Here is a 25,706-nt window from a genome sequence, read left to right as displayed (position 1 = left end):
GCGAGCCCCCTGTCGCCGCCGGCATCCCGAGGGATTTTGACAACCATTTTCATTCTGGGTCATACTTGTGGGCGTGATGCCCTATAAAGCCCGATTCCTCTCGCTCCTGGCCGGCGGCGTGCTGCTGGCCACCACCGCCGCGTGCGGGTCAGGCGCCGCGCAGACCGCCGCCGCGCCCGGCGGGGCCGCCGGCGACAAGCCCACCGTCGTGGCCGCCTTCTACCCGCTGCAGTGGCTCACCGAGCAGATCGCCGGCCAGGATGTCACGGTCCAGACGCTGACCGCGCCAGGCGTGGAGCCGCACGACCTCGAGCTCACCCCGCAGCAGGTCGCCGGCGTCGGCGGGGCCACGATGACCGTCTACATCAAGGGCCTGCAGCCCGCCGTGGACGAGGCGGTCGAGCAGAACGGCGCCGACAAGGGGTTCGACGCGGCCGCCGTCGTACAGACCCTGCCCGCGCACGCGGAGGAGGAGCCGGAGGGCGGCGAGGCGGCCCACGAGCACGAGCATGAGGTCTCCTACGACCCGCACCTGTGGTTGGACCCGAGCCGCTTCGCCGGCGTGGCCACCAAGCTGGGCGAGCGGCTGGCCGAGGCCGACCCCGCGCACGCGCAGGCCTACAAGGAGCGCGCCGCCAAGACCGTCGCCGCGCTCGGCGCACTCGACCAGGAGTTCACCAAGGGGCTCGCCACCTGCTCCACCAGGTCGATCGTGACCGCGCACGAGGCGTTCGGCTACCTGGCCAACCGCTACAAGCTCAAGCAGGTCGGCATCTCGATCGACCCCGAGGCCGAGCCCTCCCCCGCCCGCGTGGCGGAGGTGGCCAAGGTCGCCAAGGCCGAGAAGGTCACTACCATCTTCACTGAGGCCCTCGTCAGCACCAAGGTCGCCGAGGTCCTCGCCACGGAGGTGGGGGCGAAGACCGCGGTGCTCGACCCCATGGAGAGCCAGCCGTCCGGCGGTGACTACCTGTCGGCGATGCGTGGCAACCTCACCACCCTGCGAACCGCACTGGGATGCACAGCGTGACAGCAGTCTTCGACATGACCGGCGGCCAGGTGAGCCTGGACCGCCGGTCTGTGCTTCGCGGGGTCGATCTGACCATCTGCGCGGGCGAGGTCGTGGCCGTGCTCGGAGCCAACGGCTCGGGCAAGTCCACCCTGATCAGGGCCCTTCTCGGCCTCACCCCGCTGTCCGGCGGGCAGACCCTCCTGTACGGCAGGCCGCCCGCGAAGTTCCGCGAGTGGTGGCGCGTCGGCTACGTGCCCCAGCGCCTGCAGATCGGCGGCGGCGTGCCCGCCACCGTGCGCGAGGTCGTGGCCTCGGGCCGGATCGCCCGCCAGCGCCGCCTGCGCCCGACCACCGAGGCCGACAGGCAGGCCGTGGAGCGCGCGCTGGAGGCGGTGTCGCTGGCCGACAGGGCGGGCGACTCGGTGCAGAACCTCTCGGGCGGCCAGCAGCAGCGGGTGCTCATCGCCCGCGCGCTCGCCGGTGAGCCCGACACCTACGTGATGGACGAGCCCACCGCCGGCGTCGACGCCGACAGCCAGCACCTGCTCGCCGACACCCTCTCCGCCCTGGTGCGCGACGGCAGGACGATCGTGCTGGTCGCCCATGAGCTCGGCCCCCTGGAGCCGATCATCACCCGCGGCATCCTGATCCGCGACGGGGTGATCGCCCACGACGGCGTGCCTCCCAGGCCGGAGGGCGAGTGCGCCAAACCCGGTCACGAGCACGTCCACCCGCACGCCGAGGAGCCCGTCACGGGCCCGCTGGCGGGATGGAGGGCCGAGGCGTGATCGAGATCCTCCAGCTGCCCTTCATGCAGCGCGCGATGATCGCGGCGCTGCTGGTCGGGCTCTGCGCGCCGCTCGTCGGCACCTTCATCGTCCAGCGCCGCCTCGCCCTGCTCGGTGACGGCATCGGGCACGTGGCGCTCACCGGCGTCGCGCTCGGCTTCCTGACGGGCACCGCCCCCGTGCTGACCGCCGTCCTGGTCTCGGTCATCGGCGCCGTCGCCATCGAGCTGGTGCGGGCGCGCGGCCGTACGAGCGGGGACGTGGCGCTCGCGCTGCTGTTCTACGGCGGCATCGCGGGCGGCGTGATGCTGATCTCCATCGCTCCTGGCGGCAGCAACGCCAAGCTGACCTCCTACCTGTTCGGCGCCATCGCCAGCGTCACGGCCGAGGACCTGTGGGTCATCGGTGCGCTGGCCGTCGCCGTGATCGCGATGGTGGTGGTCTTCGGCAGGGAGCTGTTCGTGCTCTGCCAGGACGAGGAGGTGGCCAAGGCCAGCGGCCTGCCGGTGCGCTTCCTCAGCCTGCTCATCGCGGTGACGGCGGCGCTCACGGTCGTGATCGCCATGCGCGTGGTGGGGCTGCTGCTGGTGAGCGCGCTCATGGTGATTCCGGTGGCCACGAGCCAGCAGTTCACCAGGGGATTTCGCGCCACGATGCTGCTGTCGATGGTCTTCGGCGTCATCGCCGCCGTGGGAGGGCTGCTGAGCTCGACATTCTCCGTTAAGGTGCCCCCTGGCGCAGCCATCGTCCTTCTCGCTCTCGCCGGCTTCGTGCTGGCCCTCGTGGTCGGTAGATTCGTACGGCGAGGCCGAGGCCGAACCCGGGAGAGCCACTCATGACCAATCGACGCGACGCTGTCCACGACACCCTTCGCAGAAGCGAAGGTTTCCGCAGCGCGCAGGACGTCTACGCGGAAATGCGTTCCGACGGCGCCAAGATCGGCCTCACCACGGTCTACAGGGCGCTCCAGGCGCTGGCCGACGGAGGCAAGGTCGACGTGCTGCGCACCGACGACGGCGAGTCGGTCTACCGCGCCTGCGCCAGCGGCGACCATCACCACCACCTCGTCTGCCGCCGCTGCGGCCGTACGGTGGAGGTGGCCGGGCCCGACGTCGAGCGCTGGGCCGAGGCCGTCGGCGCCGAGCACGGCTTCACCGACGTCACCCACACCGTGGAGGTCTTCGGCACCTGCGCCTCCTGCTCGGCGGCGGTGCGCGCCTCCTAGCGCGCCGGATCACGCGCTCGTACGGCGATGTGCGCCTTCGTAAGGCCCCCCGGACTCCGTCCGGGAGATACGCTGTGGCCCCACGCTGCAGTAGGCCAAGACAGGAGCCAACATGCCGTTTGGCCATGACATGGTGTATTCGCTGGCCACGGTCGTCGATCTGGTGAACACCTCTCCCTCGACCGGCGGAGACGAGGGCCTGGCCGACCTCGACGATCTCGCCGAGTTCGTCAGGGCCCGCCAGGTCAGCGGCATCGAGGCCCTCACCCCGCGCGACCTCGGGCAGGTGCGCATGCTGCGGGAGGACTTCCACCGCGTCTTCACCGCCACCGACCAGGCGAACGCCGTGCGGCTGCTCAACACGCTGCTCGCCGACACCAGGATCACGCCCAGCCTGACCGAGCACGACGGTCATCCGGTCCACATGCACTACTTCGCCCCCGACGCCTCGCTGGCCGAGCACCTGGCGGCCGACTGCGGGATCGCGCTGGCCCACCTGCTGGTCGAGGGCGAGTGGGAGCGGCTGCGCACCTGTTCGGCGCCCGACTGCGCCAGGGTCTTCGTCGACGAGTCGCGCAACAGGTCCAGGGTCTACTGCGACAGCCGCACCTGCGGCAATCGCATGCATGTCGCCGCATACCGGGCCAGGCGCAGGGCATGATGATCCGGTGAGCACCGACGAGGTCAGGGACGACGTCGCCCTGACCAATCTCGACCAGCCGCTCTTCGACGACGCGGGCGCGACCAAGCGCGACCTGGTCGACTACCTCGACGCCGTGCGCGACCGCATGATCCCCGCGCTGCGCGGCCGTCCGCTGTCGGTGGTCAGGGTCCGGCAGGGCCAGGCGCCCTTCATGCAGAAGAACGTCCCGGCCTACGCCCCCTCGTGGATCGCCACGGTCACGCTCTGGGCCGAGACCTCGCGGCGGGAGGTCTCCTACGCCCTGTGCGACGACCGCAAAACCCTGCTGTGGTTCGCCAACCAGCGGGCGGTGGAGTACCACCCCACGCTGATGCGCGCGGACAACAGGGAGCACCCCACGCACCTGGTGCTCGACCTCGACCCGCCGGCCGGTGACGCCTTCCCCTCCGTGGTGGGCGCCGCCCACCTGGTCCGCCAGGCGCTGGCCGACTCCGGTCTCGCCGGCGCGGTCAAGACCAGCGGCGCCAAGGGCCTGCACGTCTTCGTCCCGCTGATCGACGGTCTGGCGACGCCCGACGTGGCGGCCGCCACCCGCGCCCTGGCCGCCAGGGCCGAGCGGCTCGACCCCGCCCTCGCGACCACCGCCTTCATCAGGGAGGACCGCGAGGGCAAGGTCTTCCTCGACTCCACCCGAGCGGGTGGGGCGACGGTCGTGGCGGCCTACAGCCCGCGCGTCAGACCGGGCCTCCCCGTGTCGTTCCCCGTGGCGTGGGACGACCTCGACCGCGTGACACCCGGCGACTTCACCGTGCGCACCGCCGTGGGCCTGCTCGGCGACGGCGATCCGTGGGCCGAGCTGATGCCCGCCGCGCAGGCGCTGCCCGACGACCTCGTGGCCGAGGGTCACACCATCCCCATCGCCAGGGTGGCCGCCATGCACGAGGGCAAGCGCCGCGCCAGGGCCGCCCGCAAGGGTTAGCCGGCTCAGCGGGCGAGCAGCGCCCGCAGGGCGGTCGTGACCGTCCCGGGGCTCTCCTCCGCGACGAAGTGCCCTGTCGTGATCGTCCGGTGCTCCAGGTCGGCGGCCCACGCCCGCCACAACCCCACCGCGTCGTACGGCAGGACGTCGCCCCAGTCCTGCTGCAGCACGGTGACCGGCATGCCGAGGCGGTTGCCCGCCGCCCTGTCCGCCTCGTCGTGCGCCTTGTCGACGGTGGCGCTGGCGCGGTAGTCGGCGACGATCGAGGGGATCGCCTCCCTCGACGCCTTGAGGTAGGCGGCCCGTACGTCCGGGGGGATCGCGTCGGGGTCCCTGGTCCACAGGTCGAGGAAGTGGCCGAAGAACAGGTCGGGGGCCGCGGCGATCAGCTGCTCGGGCAGCCCAGGCGGCTGGGCCATCAGGTACAGGTGGAAGCCGATCGCGCCCAGGGTGCCGCGCATGACCTCCCACATGTCGAGGGTGGGCAGCACGTCGAGGGCGGCCAGGTGGGTGATCGTCGCGGGATGGTCCATGGCCGCTCTGAAGGCGACCAGCGCGCCCCTGTCGTGACCGGCCAGCGCGAAGCTGTCGTGGCCGAGCGCCGCCGCCATGGCGACGATGTCGTCGCCCATCCTGCGCTTGGAGTAGGTCTCGCCGTCCTGGTCGGCGGGCTTGTCGCTGTCGCCGTACCCTCGCAGGTCGGGCACGAGCACGGTGTGGTCGGCGGCCAGGTCCGCGGCGACGTGCCGCCAGATCAGGTGGGTCTGGGGGAAGCCGTGCAGGAGCACGATGGGCGGCCCTGAGCCCGCCATGGCGACGTTGAGCGCGATGTCGCCGTCCACGGCGACACGGGAGTAGTCGAATCCGGAGATCTGCATGCCGTCGATGCTGCACGGGCGCGATTGAATCCGGCATGAGCGCTCATATACGCAGCGCCGCCATGGCCTCCTCTGTCGCGGGGTCGCCCTCGCCGAGTGCGATCAGCCCGCGGACCAGCGCCTCCTGGGAGTCGCCGCCGCCCACCTCGCGCAGCGCGCGGGCGACGGCGAGCGTGCTGCCCTGCCTGCGGCGCGGCAGGGGCTCGCCCTCGTGCCTGCGCAGCGTGCCCACCAGGCAGGCGGCCTCCTCCGCCAGCCACGCGCCGGCCTGAGGGGAGCCGTCCCTGCTGGCGGCGGCAGCGGCGCGCACCTGCCGGAGCCAGTCGCCCGTCAGCCTTGCCAGCGCCTCGTCGCGCTCCTCGTCGGCCACCTTGCCGCGCGCGAAGACCCTCAGCAGGTCGTGGTAGAGGTAGCGGCCGGGCGCGGGCGATTCGAGCAGGTTGAGGTCGACCAGCGACTCGCACAGCGGCTCGGCGTCGTCCACGCCGAGGACGACGGCGGCGACGCGCAGGGTGAGATCGGGCGCGTCGGCGACGGCCAGCAGCCTGAAGGCCCGCGCCTGCTCGGCGGCGAGCTGGTCGTATCCGAGGTCGAAGGTGCGCTCCACCGCCAGGTCGCCGATCGCCAGCTCGGCCAGCCTCCGCTCGCCCGCGACCTTGTCGCGAAGGACCGCCACGTTCCAGCCGGGCCTGGCCGCCAGGCGGGCGGCGGCGATCCGTACGGCCAGCGGCAGGAACGCGCACGCCTCGGCCACCGCGACGGCGGCCTCGGGCTCGGCGGCGATCCTGGCCCTGCCCGCGACGGCGCCCAGCAGGCTGAGCGCCTCGGGCCTGGTCAGCACGTCGAGGTCGTGCGTGCGGGCTCCGGCGAGGGCGGCCAGCCTGGAGCGCCCCGTGACGATCACCGCGCACTGCGAAGTGCCCGGCAGCAGCGGCCTGACCTGCGCCTCCGACGCCGCGTTGTCGAGCAGGACCAGCATCCTGCGGCCGTCGAGCAGCGAGCGGTAGAGGGCGGCCCTGTCGGCGAGGCCGGCGGGCGGGCCGCCGACGCCGAGCGCGCCGAGGAGCCTTTCCAGCGCGTCGGCCGGATCCATCGGGTCGCTGCCTCCGCGCAGGTCGATGGCCAGCTGGCCGTCGGGGAAGCGGTCCCTGACCCGGTGGGCCACCCGTACGGCGAGCGCGGTCTTGCCGACGCCGCCGATGCCCGCGATGACGTGGACGGGCAGGGCGGCGCCGGGGGCCAGCTCGGCGGCCAGCGCCTCGACCAGTTCGGCCCTGCCGGTGAAGTCGGCGAGATCGGCGGGCAGCTGGGCGGGCCGCACGGCCGTCCTCGGAGGGGGAAGCTCGCCCCCCAGGACGCGCAGGTGCAGCTCCGACAGCTCTGGCGAGGGGGCGATGCCCAGCTCGTCGCGCAGGAGCCCGCGCAGGTCGGAGTAGACGGCCAGCGCCTCGGCCTGCCGTCCCGACCTGTGCAGGGCGAGCATAAGCAGGGCGCTCAGCCGTTCGCGCAGCGGGTGGGCCGCCACCAGCGCGCGCAGCTCGGCCACCGCCTCGGCGTGCAGGCCCGCCTCGAGGTCGGCCTCGATGGCGCGTTCCAGCACCGTCAGGCGGCGCTCCTCCAGCCTGGCGCGCTGCGCGGCGGCGTAGCCGCCCTCGAGCCCCGCCAGCGCCTCGCCGCGCCACAGCGCCAGCGCCTCGCGCGGCCTGCCCGCCGCCAGCGCCTCGAACTCCTCCGCGTCGGTGGTGACCCCGCTCAGCGCGTATCCGTCACCGACCAGGGTGATCGCTCCAGGCGGGAGCACGGCCCTCAGCCTGGAGGCGTAGGTGCGCAGCACGTTGAGCGCGGTGCGGGGCGGGTCGTGCTCCCACAGCGCGTCGAGGAGCGTGTCCCTGCTCAGCGCCCTGCCGCCGGCCAGCGCGAGGGCCGCCAGCAGCAGGCGTTGCCTGGCCCCGCCGAGGTCGGTGTCCCCCGCGCGGACCTCGCCGAGCAGCTGGAGCCTCATACCTGGTTGGGCACCGCCCCGCCGTAGCGCCTGTCGCGCTTGGCGAAGATCTCGCAGGCCTCCCACAGGTCCCTGCGGTCGAAGTCGGGCCAGAGCCTGTTGAGGAAGACCATCTCGGCGTAGGCCGACTGCCACAGCAGGAAGTTGGAGAAGCGCTGCTCGCCCGACGAGCGGACGAACAGGTCGACCTCGGGGATGTCGGGCTCGTCGAGGTAGCGGGCGAAGACCTTCTCGTTGACCTTGCCGGGCTTGACCCTGCCCGCCGCGATGTCCTGCGCGAGCCTGACCGCGGCGTCGACGATCTCGGCCTGCCCTCCGTAGTTGACGCAGAACTGCAGGGTGAGCGTGCGGTTGTTCCTGGTCATCTCCTCGGCGTCCTGCAGCTCGGAGATGACGCTCTTCCACAGGCGGCCCGGCCTGCCCGCCCATCGCACCCGCACGCCCATCGCGTGCAGCTCGTCGCGGCGGCGGCGGATCACGTCGCGGTTGAAGCCCATGAGGAAGCGCACCTCGTCGGGCGAGCGCTTCCAGTTCTCGGTGGAGAAGGCGTAGGCGCTCAGATAGGGGACGCCCAGCTCGATCGCGCCCTCGATGACGTCGAAGAGCGACGCCTCGCCTGCCTTGTGCCCCTCGGTCCTCGGCAGGCCGCGCTGCTTGGCCCAGCGGCCGTTGCCGTCCATGACGATCGCGACGTGCCTGGGGACCAGGTCACGCGGGATGGCGGGAGGGACCGCGCCGGACGGGTGCGGCGCGGGGGGACGGACGTTCAACGTGCTGGCTCCCTTTCAACATGGCGGAGAGAACGAATGCCGTGCTCCAGGTGCCACTGCAGGTAGGCGGCGACCAGACCGCTGCACTCGTTGCGGTGGCGGGCCTGGGAGGCGTCGGCGGCGGTCCAGTCTCCGCGCAGCAGCGCCGTCATCAACGCCAGGGTCTCCCCCGCGGGTACGGCGGCGCCCGCGGGACGGCATGCCCCGCACACCGCCCCGCCCGCGACGATCGCGAACGCCCTCACCGTGTCGGCCCTGCACCTGGCGCACTCCTGCAGGGCGGGGGCGTATCCGGCCACGGCGAGCGAGCGCAGGAAGTAGGCGTCGAGCACCAGGCGGGCCTCGTGGCTGCCGTCGCCCAGCGTGCGCAACCCGCCCACCAGCAGCAGGAACTGCTTGAGCGCAGGCTCCTTCTCGCCCTGGATGAGGCGGTCGGCCGTCTCGAGCATCGCGCTGCCGGCCGTGTAGCGGGGGTAGTCGTGGGCCAGCGCCTCGCCGTACGGGTGGATGGTCTCTGCCTGCGTGACCACGTCGAGCGTGCGGCCCACGTGCAACTGCAGGTCAACATGGGTAAAGGGCTCGAGCCTCGCGCCGAATCTCGAGGTGGTGCGGCGCACGCCCTTGGCCACCCCTCGCACTTTGCCCGTGCGCTTGGTGAGGAGCGTGACGATCCTGTCGGCCTCGCCCAGCTTCTGCGTGCGCAGGACGACGCCCTCGTCACGGTAGAGACTCACCCGTCCAGTCTAGGGTGAGCGCCGGGTGGCCCGGCTTTGCCGAACTCTCACTAGACTTTGACGACTGCCCCTGGTTTACCAGTTGTTCCGCCCCCCGCAACCGCCTCGAAAGGGTGACATGACCCGCGTGGTCCTGCTGGGCTCTTCGCCCGGCCCCGACACCGCTCCGACCGGCCTCCGGCTGGCCGCGCTGCCCGGCGCGCCCACCGTGGGCGAGCGCCTGCGCACCCAGGCCCTCTCGCTCGACCCCCAGGCCGCCACGATCGAGCGCACCGATCTCGCCACCGCCCTGCGCGCCCTCGCCGAGGTCGCCGACGCGGCCCAGGAGAGCATGCTGCTCCTGCCGGTCAACTCGGTCATCCACGACGAGCTGATCTACCAGATCACCAAGGCCAAGCGCGGCGCCATCGCGCTCGTGGCCAAGGAGCCGCGACCGGAGGACGAGAACGGCGACAAGATCGTCCCCGACGTCCCGATCGACGAGGCGGAGCCGGAGATCGGCGCCAACAGCCTCGAGGGGCTCATGGTCCGCGCGCGCGTGGGCAAGTCGAGGATCATCTCGGTCGGCACCGCGCACCACGCCGTCACCCGGCCCAACGCCATCCTGCTCGGCCCGCTGCACCTGAGCGCCCGCAACGCACCCGTGCTCGCCGAGGCCTGCCGCGAGCTGGCCGACCTCGCCCACCTGTTCGGCCCCGAGGACGACCTGGTCCAGCTGATCGTCTTCGCGCTGGTCCGCAAGGGCGTCTCGGTCGGCATCCGCGGCCGCCGCGACCTGTTCTACCGCAGGATCACCACGCAGGCGGAGGCCACCGAGGCCGCGACCGAGATGTCCGGCATGGACGAGGACCGCGCCAGGCTCAACAACGCGGTCAAGGGCGCCGACGGCTTCTTCACCACCTACTTCGTCAGCACCTACTCCCGTTTCATCGCCCGCTGGGCGGCCAGGCGCGGCCTGACGCCCAACCAGGTCACGCTGATCTCCATCGCGCTCGGCGTGGCGGCGGCCGCCTGCTTCGCCACGGGCGAGCGGCTCGGCATGGTAGCCGGCGGCGTGCTGATCTACTTCGCCTTCGTCTTCGACTGCGTCGACGGCCAGGTCGCCCGCTACGCCCGCAAGTTCGGCGTGCTCGGCGCGTGGCTCGACGCGACCTTCGACCGGTTCAAGGAGTACGTCGTCTTCGCCGGTCTCGCCGTCGGCTACGTCGTGGCGGGGCACAGCGACGACATCTGGATCCTGGCGCTGGCCGCGCTGGCCCTGCAGTCGGTCAAGCACCTGCTCGACTTCTCCTTCGGCGCCGCCAACCGGCGCAAGCCGCCCTCCCCGCTGCCCACCACCCCGCTCACCGCGCCCGACGACCGCGACCTGCGCAAGGCGCTCGAACGGCGCAAGGTCGAGCGCAGCAGCGGCATCCGCGGCGTGCTGAAGATGTGGAGCAAGGCGGGCAAGTTCCGCGCCGTCTACTGGGCGCGCAAGATGGTCGTCTTCCCCATCGGCGAGCGGTTCGCGGCCATCGCGATCACCGCCGCCCTCTTCGACGCCCGGGTCACCTTCATCACCCTGCTGATCTGGGGCAGCGTCGCCGCCGTCTACACCGCCACCGGACGCGTCATGAGGTCGCTCGCATGATCACTCAGCCGCAGGCCAGCGCCGCCGCCGCTCCCGACCCCGACGAGGAGCGCCGCAGAATCCAGACCGCGAGGCTGCTCGCCTACCGCGACGACGGCCCCCTGGTCCACGCCGTGGCCCCCCGGCTCGGCAAGGGCCTGCCGCCCGTCGCCACCCTCCTGGTCACGCTGCTCGCCACCATCGCGGTGGCGCTCGCGGGGCTGTCCCCGCTCATCTCGGTGGCCATCATGGTCGTGCTGGTCCTGCCCACCGCGGCCAGCGACCACCTCGGACGCCTCGACTGGCTGGTGCCGCCGATCCTGCGCGGCACCGAGTTCCTCGCCGTCATCCTCATCGGCCTGAGCCACGACGCGCCCAAGTGGCTGCTGTTCGTGCTGCTGTACGTGGTCGGCTACCACACCTACGACACCGTCTACCGCACGCGCCAGAGCATCTGGCCGCCCACCTGGGTGTTCATGGCGGGTCTCGGCTGGGAGGTGCGCCTGCTGATCATCGCCGCGGGCGCGGCGCTCGGCGTCCTGACCCCCGTGCTGTACGCCCTGACCGCGTACCTGCTGGTGCTGTTCGCGGTCGAGAGCGTGACCAGCTGGGTACGGCTGGACAAGGCCTCGGCCCAGGCCAGCGCCGACGCCGAGCAGGACCTCGAGGCCTCTCCCGAGGATGCGCTGGAGCAGGCGACGGGCGAGGCCGAGAAGGCCTGAGCCCCACAACAGGCGCTTCCGCCCGGGGCGCGCCCCGCTCGGCACGCACCGTGCTCGGGGCGCGCTCCGCCTGAGGAGCGCTCCGCTCGGCACGCGCTCCGCTCGGCACGCGCTCCGCTCGGCACGCGCTGTGGTCGGGGCGCGCTGTGGTCGGCACTCGCTCCGGGCCGGCCCGTCGGAGAGGCGTGCCGGCTGCCCCGGCGCTCCCTGATCGCCGCACCCGTTTGCTATGGCCTGATTTTTCGCGCTATGAGCGGCGGATGACCGATTAGTGTGGGGATCTAGGGACACTCGGGCCGGAGATCGTTCCGGCGGAGCCGGGAGACATGAATGGCGTTCTTGTCACGCCTGTTCAAACGGGGGTCGGGCGACCCTCTCGCCGAGCGTGATCGCGAGCGGGACGACGCTCACCGGCAGGGCCTGAAGGACGCCCGCGAGCTCCCTCTGCCGCACTTCACCGATCCCGACTGCGAGCCCGCCTTCCTCTCCGAGGTCAGGGCCAGGGCGCGGGAGCGGATCGCCCGGGTCGACCAGGGGCTCGCCGCCCGCCGTACGGACCTGTTACGCCAGGTCGGCGAGGCGCGGGAGACGGTGTTCAGAGAGACGGGCCGAGCGGACCTGTACCCGGAGGCGCGGCCTGACGCGCGGGAGGTGCGGGGCTCCCCCGGAACGTCGCCGAACGGCAGGGCGGCCTCCGCGGCCCCTGCGACGGAAGAGGGCGCCTCCCCCGCCCCTGCGGGTAGGGCGGGCGCGGAGGAGGATCCGTTCATCTCCATCGCGGAGGCCAGGTGGCGTCGGGCGGAGCGGGCGAGGGAGTCGGCGCTCAGGGAGGCGTCGGACCGGATCCATCGGGCGCGCTCACGCATCGAGCAGCTGGCGCGCGAGTGGGACGGCGTGCTGGTGGAGCGCAATCACGAGGTGGAGACCGTCCACGCGTGGGCGCAACAGGTGATCGCGGCCTACCGGCGCGGGGTGATGGGGGCGCATCCCCGCAGGGAGGAGATCCCCTCGCTGTGGAAGGGCGAGGTGGTGGCGATGGACTCCTCGGCCGAAGGGGTCACCTCGCTCTCGTCCAGGGAGGAGATCGGGGGGCTGCTGGAGGAGGTCGAGCACAGGATCGAGATCTGGCACAGCCAGGTGCGGGAGGTCCTGGAACTCTCCAGGGGACGGTCCAGGCAGGAGCTCCTGCCGGGGGTCTCTGAGGGTGATCGGCGGAACGCTCCCGAGAGCGCGCCGGGCCTGACGGCCACGTGGCGGGAGGCGGGAGCGCACGAGACGGGCGAGGGCAGCGGCTCCCCAGGAGCGGACGCCGGCCGGAACCCGGCGTACGCGGACGAGGACGCCGGCCTCCCCGGGACGGCGCAGGACGGAGGCCCTCGAGAGGCGGGGATCTTCCCCGAAGCGGGCCGGACGGCCGATCCGTCGAGGGCCGACACGGACGGGAGACAGCCGGGAGAACCGTCGAACGCCGACACGAGCGGGAGACAGCCGGGAGCGGGCGAGACGGCGGGAGAGCGATGAGGCCGGGGCGATGGACGGCGGCGATCACGGCGGTGGGTCTGCTGAGCACGGGTGTCGCCGCGTGCGGGACGGAGTCGAGAGCGGTGTGCGGCGTCATCGTCGACTCCACCAGCTACGCCGACCCCGCCGCCTCTCGCACCGACCTGACCTCCAAGCTGCCGGGCTTCGTCGACGGCTGTGACTGGGTGGGCTTCGCGGCCGTCACAGGGGCGTCGGAGAGCAGCACGTGCCGCGAGGACCCCGTCGCGGTGGCCGCGACCGAGAGGGAGAATCCCAACGACAACCCCGTCGTGGAGGAGCGCATCCGCAAGCACCGCCTCACGCAGGTGCTCCCCCGCGCGAGCAAGCTGTTCGACTGCCCCAGTGAGGGCGAGGGGTCGGACGTGCTCGGAGCGCTCCGCTATCTGGTGAAGCAGATGAACGCTCAGCGCCGGCCGGACCTGGCCCACCGGGTGATCGTGTTCAGCGACCTGATCAACAACAGGGGCGACCTGAACGTCAACAAGCTGGACCTGTCGGAGGCGGCCAGGCAGGCGAAGGCCAAGGAGCTCAGGCAGTCGCGGCTGCTGCCCGACCTGACCGGCTACGACGTGGTGGTCCACGGCTTCCTGCGCAAGAAGGGCTCCAACCCCGACCGCTTCCCGCTGCTGGAGAGCTTCTGGACCGAGGCGCTCGAAACGGCGGGCGCCACCTCGGTGGACCTGCTCTGAGCCCACCGGCCCCTCCTCACACCCCACGCGACCCGCACCCCAGGCGAGCTGAGAGCGCTCTCTCGCTACGCTGACTCACCAGGACGGCGCTGTCAATGCGGCATTGACAGCGCCGGATTGCCGTGGTCACATCAATCGCAGAGAGCGCTCTCCCATTCCCCCAGGCTCAAGGGAGAACCGTCATGCCCTCGAAGTACTTCAGGCGTCTGGCCGCGACGGCGGTCGCGCTGTTAGCCGTCGGAGCCCTCGTCGCCGCCGTGCCGCCCACGCCGACCGGATGGAGCCTCGTCTGGTCCGACGACTTCAACGGCCCCTCGGGCTCGCTGCCGTCCTCCGCCAACTGGATCGTCGACACCGGCCACGGTTATCCGGGCGGCCCCAGCAACTGGGGCACCGGAGAGATCCAGAACTACACCGCCGACCCCGCCAACCTGAGCCTCGACGGCTCGGGCAACCTGCGCATCACGCCTCGGGGCAGCGGGCAGAACTGGACCTCGGCCCGTATCGAGACCCGCCGCGCCGACTTCAAGCCCGCCGATGGGCGCGTCCTGCGCATCGAGGGCAGGATCCAGATGCCGAACGTCACAGGCGACGCGGCGCTCGGCTACTGGCCCGCGTTCTGGGCGCTGGGCTCGCCGTACAGGGGCAACTACTGGAACTGGCCCGGCATCGGCGAGTTCGACATCATGGAGAACGTCAACGGCGTCAACGCCGTCTGGGCCGTCCTGCACTGCGGCGTGAACCCCGGCGGACCGTGCAACGAGACCTCTGGGCTGGGCGCCAGCAGGGCGTGTCCCGGCTCGACGTGTCAGTCGGCCTTCCACACCTACCGCTTCGAGTGGGACCGCAGCCTCTCGCCCAACCAGCTGCGCTGGTACGTCGACGGCCAGCAGTTCCACAGCGTCAGCCAGTCCCAGTTCGACGCGGGCACCTGGGCCAACATGACCGGCCACGCGGGCTACTTCCTCCTGCTCAACGTGGCGATGGGCGGCGCCTTCCCCAACGCGCTCGCCGGTCCGACACCGACCGCGGCGACCGTGTCGGGCAGGCCCATGGTGGTCGACTACGTGGCGGTCTGGCAGAGCGGCGGCGGCACCCAGCCCACCGACCCGCCCACGAACCCGCCAGGCGGCGTGGACGCCCGCTCCACGATCCAGGCCGAGCGCTACCAGGGTCAGTCCGGCACCATGGTCGAGACCACGACCGACACCGGCGGCGGTCAGAACGTCGGCGCGATCGCCAACGGCGACTGGCTCCGCTTCGACGGCGTCAACTTCGGCGCCACGGCCGCGCGGCAGTTCAGCGCGAGGGTCGCCTCGGGCGCGGCGGGCGGCGTGAGCGGCCTGGTCCAGGTACGGCTCGGCAGCCCGACCGCGCCGCCGATCGGCGACTTCGCGATCGCCAACACCGGGGGCTGGCAGAGCTGGAGGACCGTGCCCGGCACCATCGCGCCGACGAGCGGTACCCACACGGTCTACCTGACCTTCACCAGCGGTCAGCCCGCCGACTTCGTCAACGTCAACTGGTTGACGTTCGCGACCTAGCCGCCCTGCGCCGCACCAGAATGCGCTCGGCCCAGCTGGCCGCCTCCGGGTCGCCCAGGCCCTCGACCACGCCACCGAGGTAGGCCGTGGCCAGGCTCTCGAAGCCGTTGTCCACCTGGCGCACCCTGCTGGCCCTTCGGCGGTCGGCGGCCTGGAGGTGCTGGCCGATGCTCTCGGCGAATCCGGCGTCGCGCTGGTACTCGCTCTGGGCCTCGACGAAGGCGCGCCGCTCCTGGTCGCGCTTGGCGCGCAGCTCGCGCAGCCGCCTGTCGTTGGGGTTGTGCATCCTGCGGCCCAGGTCGGCGGCGATCAGCGCGGTGGCCACGAGCAGGGCGAGCAGCAGGATCATGGTGGGCAGCTGGCTGACGCCCTCGGCGGTGGGCCCGATGTTCTGTCCGTCCACGACCAGCGGCTTGACCAGGGCGTCCCTGCGCAGCACCGCCACGGCGACGATCAGGCCCACCCAGACGAGCGCGACCGCGATCAGCAGCCATCGGCCCCTGGCGGGGCTGCCGTTCTCCTGCCACGTGCGGTAGGCCCTGCCGTACATGTGGGGGGCGACGAGCATGATGAGGGCGGCGCCCGTGGCGATCAGCGCGGTCATCTCCACGCTGTCGCCCCAGGACAGGATGACCTGGTAGAGGATCGGCACCTCGACGATCACCAGCAGCAGGAGCAGCAGCGCGGCGGGCAGCCAGCGTCTGACCGCCGGCCAGCGGCTGCCCGACAGCGCGATGGAGCTCGGCCTGCCGTCGCCAGGCCGCCTGCTCGGCTGCTCCAGCTCGGTGACGCGGCGCTGGGTCTCGTCGAGGGTACGGCGGGCCTCGGCGAAGTGGCGCTGCGACTCGGCCAGCTTGATCTTCTGGGACTCGAACGCGGCGCGGTCCTGCTGGATCTCGCGCTCGGTGGCGTCCTCGATCCTGCTCAGCTCGGCCAGCCGCTCGTCCTCCAGCTCGTGGAAGCGGGGGACGCTGCCGGTCTCCAGCGTGAGGGTGTCGAGGTGGCCGCCCTCGGCGTGGGCGCGGCCCAGCTCCCGCTCCTCACCGCGGCGCGTGACCCAGTCGGGCAGGTGGTAGAGGTCGCCGTCATAGGCCACGGCGGGCGCGATGCGCGTGACCTCTCCTTGCTCGGCAGGGTGGTCCTTGAAGCGCATCAGGCCTCCAACGCGTCCGCGTAATTTGATGCTAAACGCTGACTTCGGAGCCGTGACGGATTTGTCGGTGTCGGGTATCGGGGAACCTCTCCCGGCCCCGTCGAGGGCCCCCTCCGCCGACTCGATGAGGGTTGGAGGCGACCGGCGCGGCCTGCCGTACGGGCAAGCCTGTATACAGGGGGACGTGGAACTGGATCGGTTGGATCGGGACATTATCGGGGCCCTCGTCGAGGATGCCCGGGCGACATATGCGGAAATCGGGCACAGGATCGGGCTGTCGGCGTCGGCGGTGAAGCGCAGGGTGGACCGGCTGAGGGAGACAGGCGCGATCACCGGCTTCAGCGCCCGCATCTCGCCCCAGGCGCTGGGCTGGACCACCGAGGCGTACGTCGAGCTGTTCTGCCAGGGCAAGACCTCCCCCTCGGCGATCGGCATCGCCGTCGCCCAGCATCCCGAGGTCGTCTCGGCGTGCACGATCACCGGCGAGGCCGACGCGCTGCTGCACATCAGGGCCACCGACGTGCGCCATGTCGAGCGGGTCATCGAGCGGATCGCGGCCGAGCCGTTCGTCGTCAGGACCAAGAGCTCGATCGTGCTCTCCCGCCTGGTGGACGACGCGCAACGAATCGGCGCGGCGCGGCGGCAAGACGCAACGGACCCGCGCGAACACGCAATACCAGCAGCTTGGCCTGCGTAAACGCTGTTCCTAGGCTTGCGGCGTCCCCTTCGACGTTGGAGCCGCAGCATGCCCAAGCACTACCTGATGTGCCGCCCTGACTTCTTCACGGTGGAGTACGCGATCAATCCGTGGATGGACCCGGAGGCGGGCGCCGACCGCGACGTGGCCGTCAGGCAGTGGGAGGGGCTGAAAGCCGCCTACGAGGCTCTCGGTCACACGGTCAGCCTGATCGACCCGATCGAGGGCCTGCCCGACATGGTGTTCGCGGCCAACGGCGCGCTCGTGGCGGGCGGCAGGGTCTACGGCGCGCGCTTCGCCTTCCCCGAGCGGGCCGCCGAGGGCCCTGCCTACCTGAACTGGTTCGCCGAGCGCGGCTTCCCGACGCACGAGGCGGTCCACGTGAACGAGGGCGAGGGCGACTTCCTCGCGATGGACGAGGTGATCCTGGCGGGCACCGGCTTCCGCACCTCGCGGGAGGCGCACGGCGAGGCGCAGGAGTTCCTCGGCCGCCCCGTCGTCTCGCTGACGCTGGTGGACCCGCGCTTCTACCACCTCGACACCGCGCTGTTCCCCCTGCACGGGCGGAATATCGCCTACTACCCTGGAGCGTTCTCCGAGGGGAGCCTCCGCGTCCTGCGCAGGATGTTCCCCGACGCCGTGATCGCGGGCGCCGACGACGCCGAGGTGCTCGGCCTCAACGCGGTCAGCGACGGCGAGCACATCGTGATCAACTCGGAGGCCCACGACCTCCAGCTGGACCTCAAGCGGCGCGGATACGAGGTGATCCCCGTCGAGCTCTCCGAGTTGCGCAAGGCAGGCGGGGGTCCCAAGTGCTGCACACTGGAAATCAGGGGGGAAAACTGACATGACCACGAGCGCAGAACACATCGACGTGAGCGAGCGCCGCAGCGCCCACAACTATCACCCGCTGCCCATCGTCATCCACGAGGCGCACGGCGCCTGGGTGACCGACGTGGAGGGCAAGCGTTACCTGGACTTCCTGTCCGGCTATTCCAGCCTCAACTTCGGCCACGGCAACCCGAAGATCCTCCAGGCGGCGCACGAGCAGCTCGACAACCTCACCCTGACCAGCAGAGCGTTCTACCACGACCAGTTCGCCGCCTTCTGCGCCGGGCTGGGCGACCTGACCGGCAAGGACATGATCCTGCCGATGAACACCGGCGCCGAGGCCGTCGAGACCGCGATCAAGGTCGCCCGTAAGTGGGGCTACCAGGTCAAGGGCGTCGCCCCCGAGCAGGCCAACATCATCGTGATGGAGGACAACTTCCACGGCCGCACCACCACGATCATCAGCTTCTCCACCGATCCCGACGCGCACGACGACTTCGGGCCCTACACGCCCGGGTTCACAGTCGTGAAGTACGGCTCGGTCGAGGCGATCCGCGACGCGATCGACGCCAACACGGTGGCGGTGCTGCTGGAGCCGATCCAGGGCGAGGCGGGCGTGCTGGTGCCGCCGGACGGCTACCTGCGCCAGGTGCGTGAGCTGTGCACCTCGCAGGGCATCCTGATGATCGCCGATGAGATCCAGTCCGGGCTCGGCCGCACCGGCAAGACCTTCGCCTGCGACCACGAGGGCGTCGTGCCCGACATGTACATCCTGGGCAAGGCGCTGGGCGGTGGGGTGGTGCCGGTCAGCGCCATCGCGGCCGATGAGGACGTGCTCGGCGTGATCAAGCCTGGCCAGCACGGCTCCACCTTCGGCGGCAACCCGCTGGCGTGCGCGGTGGGCAACGCCGTGATCGAGATCCTCAACACCGGCGAGTTCCAGGAGCGCGCCGCCCAGCTCGGCGAGGTGCTGCACGCCAGGCTGCGCGAGATGATCGGCCACGGCGTGGTCACCGTACGCGGGCGGGGACTGTGGGCCGGCGTCGACATCGACCCCTCGCTGGCCACGGGGCGTGAGGTGTCCAAGGCGCTCATGGCGCGCGGCGTGCTGGCCAAGGACACCCACGGCTCCACGATCAGGCTCGCTCCGCCGATCGTGATCTCGCAGGAGGATCTCCTGTGGGCCGTGGACCAACTGGCCGACGCGATCGCCTCGTTCAGGTAGCGCCCAAGGAGGTACGGCTCGCGCCGCGAGGGCGGGAGCCGTACCTTCTGGGGTCAGCCCGTCCTGGTGGGCACGACAGTGGCCGTCGCGGGATCGCTCGGCGTCTCGGTCGGAACAGGCGTGGGCTCGATCGACTCCGGCGCCGAGGGGTCGGCCGAGCGCCTCGGCTTCGCCGGAGGCGAGGGGATGGGCGTGGGCTCGACGTCGGGCGCCGTCCCTGTCGGGGTCGGCTTCACCGGCTCCTGCGAGGGCGTCGGCTGCGGGTCGCACGCGCTGTCGTGCCCCGCCGTCGGAGCGTCGGGCAGGGTGTCCACGACCGAGACCGCCGTCTGGGCCGTGAGAGACAGCAGCGTGCCCACCGGAGCCTTCGCGGCCTTCTCGTCGACGACCGTGCCCCGCTCGCCCATGAACGCGAACGTCTCAGGGTCGAAGATGAGCTGCTCCACCGTTCCCTGCTCGGGCGCCGCCCTGCCGAGAGCGGTCCCCTTGCGACCCGCCCCGTCCTCCACGCCTTCGGCGACCTCCACCCCCGGCAGCTCCTTCATCGCGGCGAACAGCGCGGCGCGCTGCGCCTTCGGCACGTAGGTCTCCCTGATCAGGTCCGCCGCGGCGCGGAAGGCGTCGTCGTTGGTGTTCTTGGCCCGCTGAGCGAGGAAGTCCTTCATGCGCTCGGGATCGTCCGGCAGCGTGGACAGGAAGGCGTAGTCGTTGCGGAAGGCGCCCAGAGTGTCGGGGCACGAGGCCAGGCGGTGCCAGTCGGTTCCCTGCCACTTCCGGGCATGCTCCGGCAGCGGCCAGCCGGGGAACTGCCTGGGCTCCATGCCCTCGATCGACATCAGCCCGTCGGCGCTGGCGTCCACCGAGCGCCACAGCTGCCGCTTGGTCCTGTAGAGGTGGCGCGACTCCTGCTCACCGAAGGAGTAGGAGGGGTACATCGTCTCCGACTCCACCAGGACGAACTGCCCCGGCTTCGGGTCGAGCTCGCCGCCCGCCTCCACCGTGACCGCTTCCGTGGGAGGTGCCACCGTGACCGCCCCCGCGGGACGGGCCGCCGTGCCGTCCCGCTGGGTGGACGACAGCGTGAACGCCACGCCCCCGACCAGCGCCACGGTCAGCCCGAAGGCCCCCGCGGCCTGCCAGCCCAGGCGCGGAAGTCTGAATCCGCGCCTGGCCCTGGTCTCCTCCAGCAGCCGCCTGCGCGCGGCCTCGCGCGCCTCCCGCGGGTACGGCGGGACGTCCGGGCGTCCCTCGGCGAAGATCCTGATCTCGTCATCCATGCTCGGGCTCCTCTCGGAAAGGGTCGATGCCGCCGAGGGCCCTGCGCACCTTGGTCCTGAGCCGGTGCAGCCGGGAGCGGACCGTGCCGACGGGGATGTCCAGCGCGAGCGCCACATCCTCGTAGGTCAGGTCCGCCCACGCCACCAGCAGCAACAGATCCCGTTCGGCCGCCGAGAGCCGCGTGAGCGCCTTGGCGAGCCTGGGCTGAAGCTGCTCGGCGGTGACACGGTCGGCGCTTCGCTCGTCGAAGGATCCGGGCCTGTCGGGCGCCAGCCGTGCCATGGCCCGGGTACGGCGGCGCTCTGCCCTGCGGTGCTGCGCCACGACGTTGGTCGCGATGCCGTACAGCCATGGCCTGGCGTCCGGTCGCGTGCGGTCGTAGCGCGCCCTGCCGCGGAAGGCGGCGAGGAACACCTCGCCCACGGCGTCCTCGGCCAGTTCGGGGCCGAGCCGCCGTGCGGCGTACCTGAAGATCTCATCGGCGTGCCGGTCGAACAGCGTCGCGAACAGCTCGGGTTCGCTCATCGACTGTCCGACCAGCGTCGCGTCGTCCAACGCCTGCGCCATCACCACGGGAGGGAGTCCTTTCTGCGGTCAATCAGTACTTGGCCGCAGGCCGGAGTCCGGTTCCACCTACTTTGCGAGCCCCCACACGAGCAGCCCCTCGGGCGCGTCCTCCCGCGTGAAGCCCGCCTCGGTCAGCTCGGCGACCAGGGTGGCGAGCGAGGGCCTGTGGGTGACGCTGTCGACGACGTCCTCGCTGATGACCTCGCCGCCGTGCCTGATCACGTAGCGGAAGCGGGCCGAGATGCGCTCGCCCTCGACCTCGAGCGTCCTGCCCCACAGCTCGTAGGTGTGCCTGCCGACCCGGTAGGAGGCCATCTCCGCATCGTCGCCAGGCGTCGGGGCCTCTCGCTCCCTGAAGTTGAACACCAGCCGCCCTCCGGGGACGAGCTGCCTGGCGAGGGTCGCCCAGAGGCTCGCGCGGTCCTCGATCGAGTAGAGGACAGCGATCATCACGATCATGTCAACCGGCTCGTCGAGCTCGACGTCGAGCGCGCCGTACGGCAGGACGGTCACCCGCTCCAGCAGCTCGCGCCGGCCCGCGAGCCTGGACAGCAGCACCGAGCGCATGCCGAGCGAGGGCTCGAGGGCGAAGATCTCGCCGTCGGTCGCGTCGGCGATGACCTCGGTGATGAGGCCGGTGCCCGCGCCGATCTCCAGCACCGAGCCCTTCACCAGCGCAGGCAGCTTCTCCCGGATCTCGGGCACGTGCCCGTCCTCGTGCCACAAGTCATAGAAAGGGACAGCCACGGCATATTGGTCAGAGGTCATGCACAGTTTCTAGCGGATCCAACGTCTCGCCGTACCACGTAACGGTGACCTTGTCGGAGAAGTCCAGCGACGCGAGCGCGTTCTGGAACATCGGCCCCTTGGTCACCTTCCACCGGAACGGCGGGCGGGGGATGCGGGCGAGCCTGGCGAGCGTGCCGCCGATGAGCGTGGCGACGCCGAACTGGGTGAAGATGTTGGCCAGGCGCAGCGCCATGCTCAGCGGGTTGCGGATCGGGGAGCACACGACCTGGTAGATCCGCCCCGGAGCCTGCGCCAGGTAGGAGTAGTGCACATCGCCCGAGAGGATGAAGACCGGCTTGTCGATCTTGATCAGGAGCCTGGACAGGTCGTCGAAGGAACGACGGAAGGCGCCCCAGTGCTCCAGGTCGAAGGACTGCCTGAAGATCTCGGACGCCCGCGCGACCAGCCTGCCCCACTTCCCGTCGCACAGCGCCTCGTTCCAGTTCTGCACGAAGTGGACGCCCTCGGGCAGCAGGAACGGGATCGACGAGCCGATGATCAACCGCCCGCTCGCCCCCTCGATCTGCTCCTCCAGCCAGGCCCACTCCCCCGCGTCGAGCATCCTGCGGTCGCGGGGGGTCAGCTGCCTGGCGCACCGGGTGTCGATGATGATGAGCCTGGAGTGCCCGAGGTCGCGGGCGTAGCTCCACCTGTTGCTGGTCGGCTCGGCGTCGGCCTGGTAGGCGAACTCGTCCAGTGCCGTGGCGCCCTCGCCCGCGCGCAGCGCCGCCAGCAGCGGGTCGTCGGCGCGCTCCTCCGGTGAGAGGTTGCCCAGGTGCTGGTAGACCCAGTACGCCCCGAGCCCCGCCACGACCCGCCTGCGCCACCAGCTCGTCCTGGCCATCTTGATGCGCCAGTCCTTGGAGGTGTTCCAGTCGTCGCGCAGGTCGTGGTCGTCGAAGATCATCGCCGTCGGCACGGTCGACAGCAGCCACCTGATGTCGGGGTCGCTCCAGGCGGTCCTGTAGAGCTCGGCGTACTCCTCGAAGTCGGCGATCTCCTTGGCCGGCTCCTCGCCCGGCTTCCTGCGCCCCGCGATGAACTCCAGCATCCTGGGCGAGGGTTTGTCGGCGTAGACCTGGTCGCCGAGCATCAGCAGCAGGTCGGGCAGCGGCTCCCCGCTGCGGGCGTAGGCGCGCAGCACGTCCACCCCGTGCGTGGCGGTGTGCGCCGCGTCATGGGGCACGCTGGTACGGCACGAGCCGAACATCACCCTCTCCGGCCCCTCGGGCGGCAGCAGCCTGATGCGGCTGGGCCTGTCGCTCTCGGGCCACACCTGCTCACCGTTCAGCTCGACGGTGTACTCCCCCTCGAACCCCTCCAGATCGACGATCGCGTAGTGGTGTCCGTGCACGGCGAACGTCGGGGTCCCCCACCCCCCGCACACCGTGACCACGCAGGGCTCGGACGTCTCCACCCAGATGGAGGCGCGGGTGGAGTCGACGTAACGCAGCATCGGACCGACGACCAAAGATGACATCCGAGTCCTTCGTTGTGACAATTCGGCGCGGTTTCACTCTCAAGACTGCCAGAGTGGCACGTTCCCATAGTGCTCATGTCCGGCTTGGATTCTGGCTAGGCTGATCGCCTACAGAACCGCCCACGGGTTAAGCAATGGCGCTTTTCCCTCTTTTGGGCGTACATAACAGGAGGAACTCCTTCCATGAGCGTCATGGTGCCGTCAAGGACGCCGGCCCTGATCACCCCTGGACAACAGGCCCTCGACTCCGCTCTCCACCAGCTCGGCCAGGCCGCCGAGGAGCTCGGTCTCGACGACGGGCTGCGCACGATGCTCGCCACGCCGCGCCGCTCGCTGACCGTCTCGGTTCCCGTCCGCCGCGAGGACGGCAGCCTCGACGTGGTGCAGGGCTTCCGGGTCCAGCACAACGTCTCGCGCGGACCCGCCAAGGGCGGCATCCGCTTCCACCCCTCCACCGACATCCACGAGGTCACCGCGCTGGCCATGTGGATGACGTGGAAGTGCGCGCTGGTGGGCATCCCGTACGGCGGCGCCAAGGGCGGCGTCTCCGTCGACCCCACCGTGCTCAGCACGCGCGAGCTCGAGCGGCTGACCCGCCGCTACGTCAACGAGATCCTGCCGCTCATCGGCCCCGAGAAGGACATCCCCGCGCCCGACGTCGGCACCGACGAGCAGACCATGGCGTGGATCATGGACACCTACAGCGTCAACGCCGGGTACTCGGTGCCCGGCGTCGTCACCGGCAAGCCGATGACGCTGGGCGGGTCGCTGGGCCGCACGGGGGCGACCTCGCGCGGCGTGCAGATCGCGACGCTGACCGCGCTCGGCCGCTCCCCCGAGGGCGTCACCGTCGCCGTCCAGGGCTTCGGCAAGGTCGGCGCGCTGGCCGCGCAGTACCTCGCCGACGCGGGCGCCCGGGTCGTGGCGGTGTCGGACGTCAGCGGCGCCGTCCACAACTCCTCGGGCCTCGACGTGGCCGACCTGCGCGCCTGGGTGACGGAGACCGGCAGCGTCGCCAGCTACCGCCACGCGGACGCGCTCGCCCACGACGAGCTGCTGGAGCTGGACGTCGACGTGCTGGTCCCCGCCGCGCTCGAAGGAGCCATCACCGCCTCGAACGCGCCTCGCGTCAGGGCCAGGCTCATCGTCGAGGGCGCCAACGGGCCGACCACGCCCGAGGCCGACGAGATCCTCGCGGCGCAGGGCACCACGATCGTCCCCGACATCCTGGCCAACGCGGGCGGGGTGATCGTGTCGTACCTGGAGTGGGTGCAGAACATGCAGGCCTACTCCTGGAGCGCCAGCGAGGTCGAGGTCAGGCTGCGCGACCTGATGGAGGGCGCCTTCTCGGAGGTGAAGTCGGTCGCCGCGGCGCGCGGGCTGACCCTGCGCCAGGCCGCCCACGTCATCGGCGTCGGCCGCGTCGCCGAGGCCCACCAGATGCGCGGTCTCTACCCCTGATCTCTCGCCCGGCAGGCGCGGCCCTCTCGTCACGTACGCGGGCGAGGGGCCGCGCCTGCGCGGCTCTCCCTAGGATCAGCTCATGACATATCCCGATCCGATCTACTTCGACGACAAGGGCGAGTCCAGCGCCGTCTACCGGCCGGCGGGCTCCGAGCCCAACCTCGTCTACCCCACCGGCAACACCGTGGACTACCTGGCCACCGGTGCCTCCACCGGCGGACTGTTCGGCCTCTACCGCTGGAACATGGGCCCGACGCCCACCGGGCCAGGCCCGCACTTCCACAAGACGATCACCGAGTCGTTCTTCATCCTCGAGGGCACCGTCAAGATCTACAACGGCGACCGCTGGATCGACACCAAGCCCGGCGACTGGGTGCACGTGCCCGCGGGCGGCACGCACGGCTTCCGCAACGAGTCGGGCGAGCCCGCCTCCATGCTGCTGCACTTCTCACCCGGCGCGCCGCGCGAGGGCTACTTCGAGGGCCTGCTCGACATCGCCGGCATGAGCGACGAGGAGAAGGCGGAGTTCTACCTGCGCCACGACAACTACTGGCTCTGACCCTCTACGCGTAGGGCGCGGTGATGACCTCCATGTTGTGGCCGTCGGGGTCGTCGAAGTAGACGCCGCGCCCGCCGTAGAGGTGGTTGATCTCACCCGCCTCGCGATGTCCGGGATCGGCGTAGTACGCCAGGCCCCGCTCCCTGATGCGCCCGAAGATCTCGTCGAACTCGGGCTCGCTGACGATGAAGCAGAAGTGCAGGGCGCGGAACTCCTCCGCGTCCATGTAGTCGAGCGTGACGCCGTTGGCGGTCTCGACGGGGACGAACGGCCCCCACTGCGGCCCCGCCTTCAGACCCAGGATCTCGGCGAGGAACTCCGCCGAGATCCGCTTGTTCCTGCTCGGCACGATGGTGTGGTTCAGGTCGACAGCCATGACTCCAGCGCACCACCGACCAGCCGTCCTGGCAATGGGTCAGGCAGCCAGGCGGGCGAAGCGCCCGTAGGCCACGTCCGCGACATCACCCACACGATGGTGGCGAAGCTGCCCAAGGCGGTGCTCAAGCATCCCGAGTGTGGGGCTCTG

Annotated in this window: 26 protein-coding genes; 16 read left to right on the top strand and 10 right to left on the bottom strand. The window is 71.1% G+C overall.

Going from position 1 to position 25,706, the window contains the following annotated elements; all coding sequences use genetic code 11:
- Positions 1-76: 76 nt before the first annotated feature.
- The 6 genes from ABFX50_RS07270 to ligD all read left to right on the top strand — a co-directional run bounded on the left by ABFX50_RS07270 (position 77) and on the right by ligD (position 4,647).
- Entirely contained in the window at positions 77-1,030 is a 954-nt protein-coding gene (locus tag ABFX50_RS07270) for a metal ABC transporter substrate-binding protein (protein ID WP_346144901.1), read from the top strand.
- Positions 1,018-1,800, top strand: coding sequence for a metal ABC transporter ATP-binding protein (locus ABFX50_RS07265; RefSeq protein ID WP_346144375.1), 783 nt, complete (start codon positions 1,018-1,020; stop codon positions 1,798-1,800). The genes ABFX50_RS07270 and ABFX50_RS07265 overlap by 13 nt, the downstream gene beginning before the upstream one ends.
- Entirely contained in the window at positions 1,797-2,639 is an 843-nt protein-coding gene (locus ABFX50_RS07260; protein ID WP_346144373.1) for a metal ABC transporter permease, read from the top strand. The genes ABFX50_RS07265 and ABFX50_RS07260 overlap by 4 nt, the downstream gene beginning before the upstream one ends.
- Positions 2,636-3,025: a Fur family transcriptional regulator gene (locus ABFX50_RS07255; protein ID WP_183657875.1), complete on the top strand. Its 390-nt coding sequence runs from the start codon at positions 2,636-2,638 to the stop codon at positions 3,023-3,025. The genes ABFX50_RS07260 and ABFX50_RS07255 overlap by 4 nt, the downstream gene beginning before the upstream one ends.
- 112 nt (positions 3,026-3,137) lie before the next feature.
- Positions 3,138-3,686: a CGNR zinc finger domain-containing protein gene (locus ABFX50_RS07250; protein WP_346130622.1), complete on the top strand. Its 549-nt coding sequence runs from the start codon at positions 3,138-3,140 to the stop codon at positions 3,684-3,686.
- Between the two features lie 7 nt (positions 3,687-3,693).
- On the top strand, positions 3,694-4,647 hold the full coding sequence (gene ligD / locus ABFX50_RS07245; RefSeq protein WP_346144370.1) for a non-homologous end-joining DNA ligase: 954 nt from the start codon (positions 3,694-3,696) through the stop codon (positions 4,645-4,647).
- A 5-nt stretch (positions 4,648-4,652) separates the two neighbouring features.
- Here the strand turns inward: ligD and ABFX50_RS07240 are convergent, their stop codons facing one another.
- From ABFX50_RS07240 to recO, 4 genes are read right to left on the bottom strand one after another with little or no spacing between them, the layout of a single operon-like run.
- A complete protein-coding gene (locus tag ABFX50_RS07240) occupies positions 4,653-5,525 on the bottom strand; it encodes an alpha/beta fold hydrolase (RefSeq protein WP_346144368.1) in 873 nt (290 codons plus the stop codon).
- A gap of 43 nt (positions 5,526-5,568) precedes the next feature.
- Entirely contained in the window at positions 5,569-7,527 is a 1,959-nt protein-coding gene (locus ABFX50_RS07235; RefSeq protein WP_346144366.1) for an AfsR/SARP family transcriptional regulator, read from the bottom strand.
- The gene (locus ABFX50_RS07230) at positions 7,524-8,297 is read right to left on the bottom strand and encodes an isoprenyl transferase (RefSeq protein WP_183657866.1); all 774 of its coding nucleotides are present in this window, start codon (positions 8,295-8,297) and stop codon (positions 7,524-7,526) included. The genes ABFX50_RS07235 and ABFX50_RS07230 overlap by 4 nt, the downstream gene beginning before the upstream one ends.
- Positions 8,294-9,031, bottom strand: coding sequence for a DNA repair protein RecO (recO, locus tag ABFX50_RS07225; RefSeq protein WP_183657864.1), 738 nt, complete (start codon positions 9,029-9,031; stop codon positions 8,294-8,296). Before recO ends, ABFX50_RS07230 begins: the two co-directional genes overlap by 4 nt.
- Positions 9,032-9,149: 118 nt before the next feature.
- Between recO and ABFX50_RS07220 the strand changes: the two genes are divergently transcribed.
- The 5 genes from ABFX50_RS07220 (at position 9,150) to ABFX50_RS07200 (ending at position 15,137) form a co-directional block, all read left to right on the top strand.
- Positions 9,150-10,661, top strand: coding sequence for a CDP-alcohol phosphatidyltransferase family protein (locus ABFX50_RS07220; RefSeq protein ID WP_346144364.1), 1,512 nt, complete (start codon positions 9,150-9,152; stop codon positions 10,659-10,661).
- The gene (locus ABFX50_RS07215; RefSeq protein ID WP_183657859.1) at positions 10,658-11,362 is read left to right on the top strand and encodes a DUF5941 domain-containing protein; all 705 of its coding nucleotides are present in this window, start codon (positions 10,658-10,660) and stop codon (positions 11,360-11,362) included. The genes ABFX50_RS07220 and ABFX50_RS07215 overlap by 4 nt, the downstream gene beginning before the upstream one ends.
- 330 nt (positions 11,363-11,692) lie before the next feature.
- Positions 11,693-12,883 carry a hypothetical protein gene (locus ABFX50_RS07210; RefSeq protein ID WP_346144362.1) on the top strand — a complete coding sequence of 397 codons (1,191 nt, stop codon included), beginning with the start codon at positions 11,693-11,695 and terminating at the stop codon, positions 12,881-12,883.
- Complete coding sequence (locus ABFX50_RS07205) at positions 12,880-13,593, top strand: hypothetical protein (protein WP_346144360.1); 714 nt, start codon at positions 12,880-12,882, stop codon at positions 13,591-13,593. The genes ABFX50_RS07210 and ABFX50_RS07205 overlap by 4 nt, the downstream gene beginning before the upstream one ends.
- Positions 13,594-13,775: 182 nt before the next feature.
- Complete coding sequence (locus ABFX50_RS07200; RefSeq protein WP_346144358.1) at positions 13,776-15,137, top strand: glycoside hydrolase family 16 protein; 1,362 nt, start codon at positions 13,776-13,778, stop codon at positions 15,135-15,137.
- Here ABFX50_RS07200 and ABFX50_RS07195 read toward each other — a convergent pair.
- Positions 15,112-16,290: a hypothetical protein gene (locus ABFX50_RS07195; protein WP_346144356.1), complete on the bottom strand. Its 1,179-nt coding sequence runs from the start codon at positions 16,288-16,290 to the stop codon at positions 15,112-15,114. The two genes, ABFX50_RS07200 and ABFX50_RS07195, sit on opposite strands and share 26 nt — an antisense overlap.
- A 184-nt stretch (positions 16,291-16,474) precedes the next feature.
- On the opposite strand from ABFX50_RS07195, the gene ABFX50_RS07190 reads away from it, so the two are divergent.
- Genes ABFX50_RS07190 through rocD form a run of 3 tightly spaced genes read left to right on the top strand, consistent with a single transcriptional unit; the run spans position 16,475 to position 19,043 of the window.
- Positions 16,475-16,987, top strand: a complete 513-nt coding sequence (locus tag ABFX50_RS07190; protein WP_346144354.1) for an Lrp/AsnC family transcriptional regulator — start codon at positions 16,475-16,477, stop codon at positions 16,985-16,987.
- A gap of 48 nt (positions 16,988-17,035) precedes the next feature.
- Positions 17,036-17,833 carry a dimethylargininase gene (gene ddaH / locus ABFX50_RS07185; protein ID WP_183657842.1) on the top strand — a complete coding sequence of 266 codons (798 nt, stop codon included), beginning with the start codon at positions 17,036-17,038 and terminating at the stop codon, positions 17,831-17,833.
- A 1-nt stretch (position 17,834) separates the two neighbouring features.
- Positions 17,835-19,043, top strand: coding sequence for an ornithine--oxo-acid transaminase (gene rocD, locus ABFX50_RS07180; protein WP_346130598.1), 1,209 nt, complete (start codon positions 17,835-17,837; stop codon positions 19,041-19,043).
- Positions 19,044-19,096: 53 nt separating this feature from the next.
- On the opposite strand, the gene ABFX50_RS07175 is transcribed toward rocD, so the two are convergent.
- The 4 genes from ABFX50_RS07175 to ABFX50_RS07160 all read right to left on the bottom strand — a co-directional run bounded on the left by ABFX50_RS07175 (position 19,097) and on the right by ABFX50_RS07160 (position 23,157).
- Positions 19,097-20,320 (bottom strand): CU044_5270 family protein, encoded by a 1,224-nt coding sequence (locus ABFX50_RS07175; protein ID WP_346144352.1) that lies wholly within the window; start codon positions 20,318-20,320, stop codon positions 19,097-19,099.
- Complete coding sequence (locus ABFX50_RS07170; RefSeq protein ID WP_346144350.1) at positions 20,313-20,888, bottom strand: RNA polymerase sigma factor; 576 nt, start codon at positions 20,886-20,888, stop codon at positions 20,313-20,315. The genes ABFX50_RS07175 and ABFX50_RS07170 overlap by 8 nt, the downstream gene beginning before the upstream one ends.
- A gap of 66 nt (positions 20,889-20,954) precedes the next feature.
- Complete coding sequence (locus tag ABFX50_RS07165; protein ID WP_346130594.1) at positions 20,955-21,593, bottom strand: class I SAM-dependent methyltransferase; 639 nt, start codon at positions 21,591-21,593, stop codon at positions 20,955-20,957.
- A gap of 52 nt (positions 21,594-21,645) precedes the next feature.
- A complete protein-coding gene (locus ABFX50_RS07160) occupies positions 21,646-23,157 on the bottom strand; it encodes an alkaline phosphatase D family protein (RefSeq protein ID WP_346144347.1) in 1,512 nt (503 codons plus the stop codon).
- A 183-nt stretch (positions 23,158-23,340) separates the two neighbouring features.
- On the opposite strand from ABFX50_RS07160, the gene ABFX50_RS07155 reads away from it, so the two are divergent.
- The gene (locus ABFX50_RS07155; RefSeq protein ID WP_346144345.1) at positions 23,341-24,618 is read left to right on the top strand and encodes a Glu/Leu/Phe/Val family dehydrogenase; all 1,278 of its coding nucleotides are present in this window, start codon (positions 23,341-23,343) and stop codon (positions 24,616-24,618) included.
- Positions 24,619-24,700: 82 nt separating this feature from the next.
- On the top strand, positions 24,701-25,180 hold the full coding sequence (locus ABFX50_RS07150; RefSeq protein ID WP_346144344.1) for a cupin domain-containing protein: 480 nt from the start codon (positions 24,701-24,703) through the stop codon (positions 25,178-25,180).
- Positions 25,181-25,184: 4 nt separating this feature from the next.
- On the opposite strand, the gene ABFX50_RS07145 is transcribed toward ABFX50_RS07150, so the two are convergent.
- Positions 25,185-25,556: a VOC family protein gene (locus ABFX50_RS07145; RefSeq protein WP_346144342.1), complete on the bottom strand. Its 372-nt coding sequence runs from the start codon at positions 25,554-25,556 to the stop codon at positions 25,185-25,187.
- Positions 25,557-25,706 lie beyond the last annotated feature (150 nt).

The sequence above is a fragment of the Nonomuraea recticatena genome, from assembly GCF_039533245.1.
Lineage (GTDB): Bacteria > Actinomycetota > Actinomycetes > Streptosporangiales > Streptosporangiaceae > Nonomuraea > Nonomuraea roseola.
Note: the sequence above shows the minus strand (reverse complement) of the source record. Positions and strands in the feature narration are given on the sequence as shown.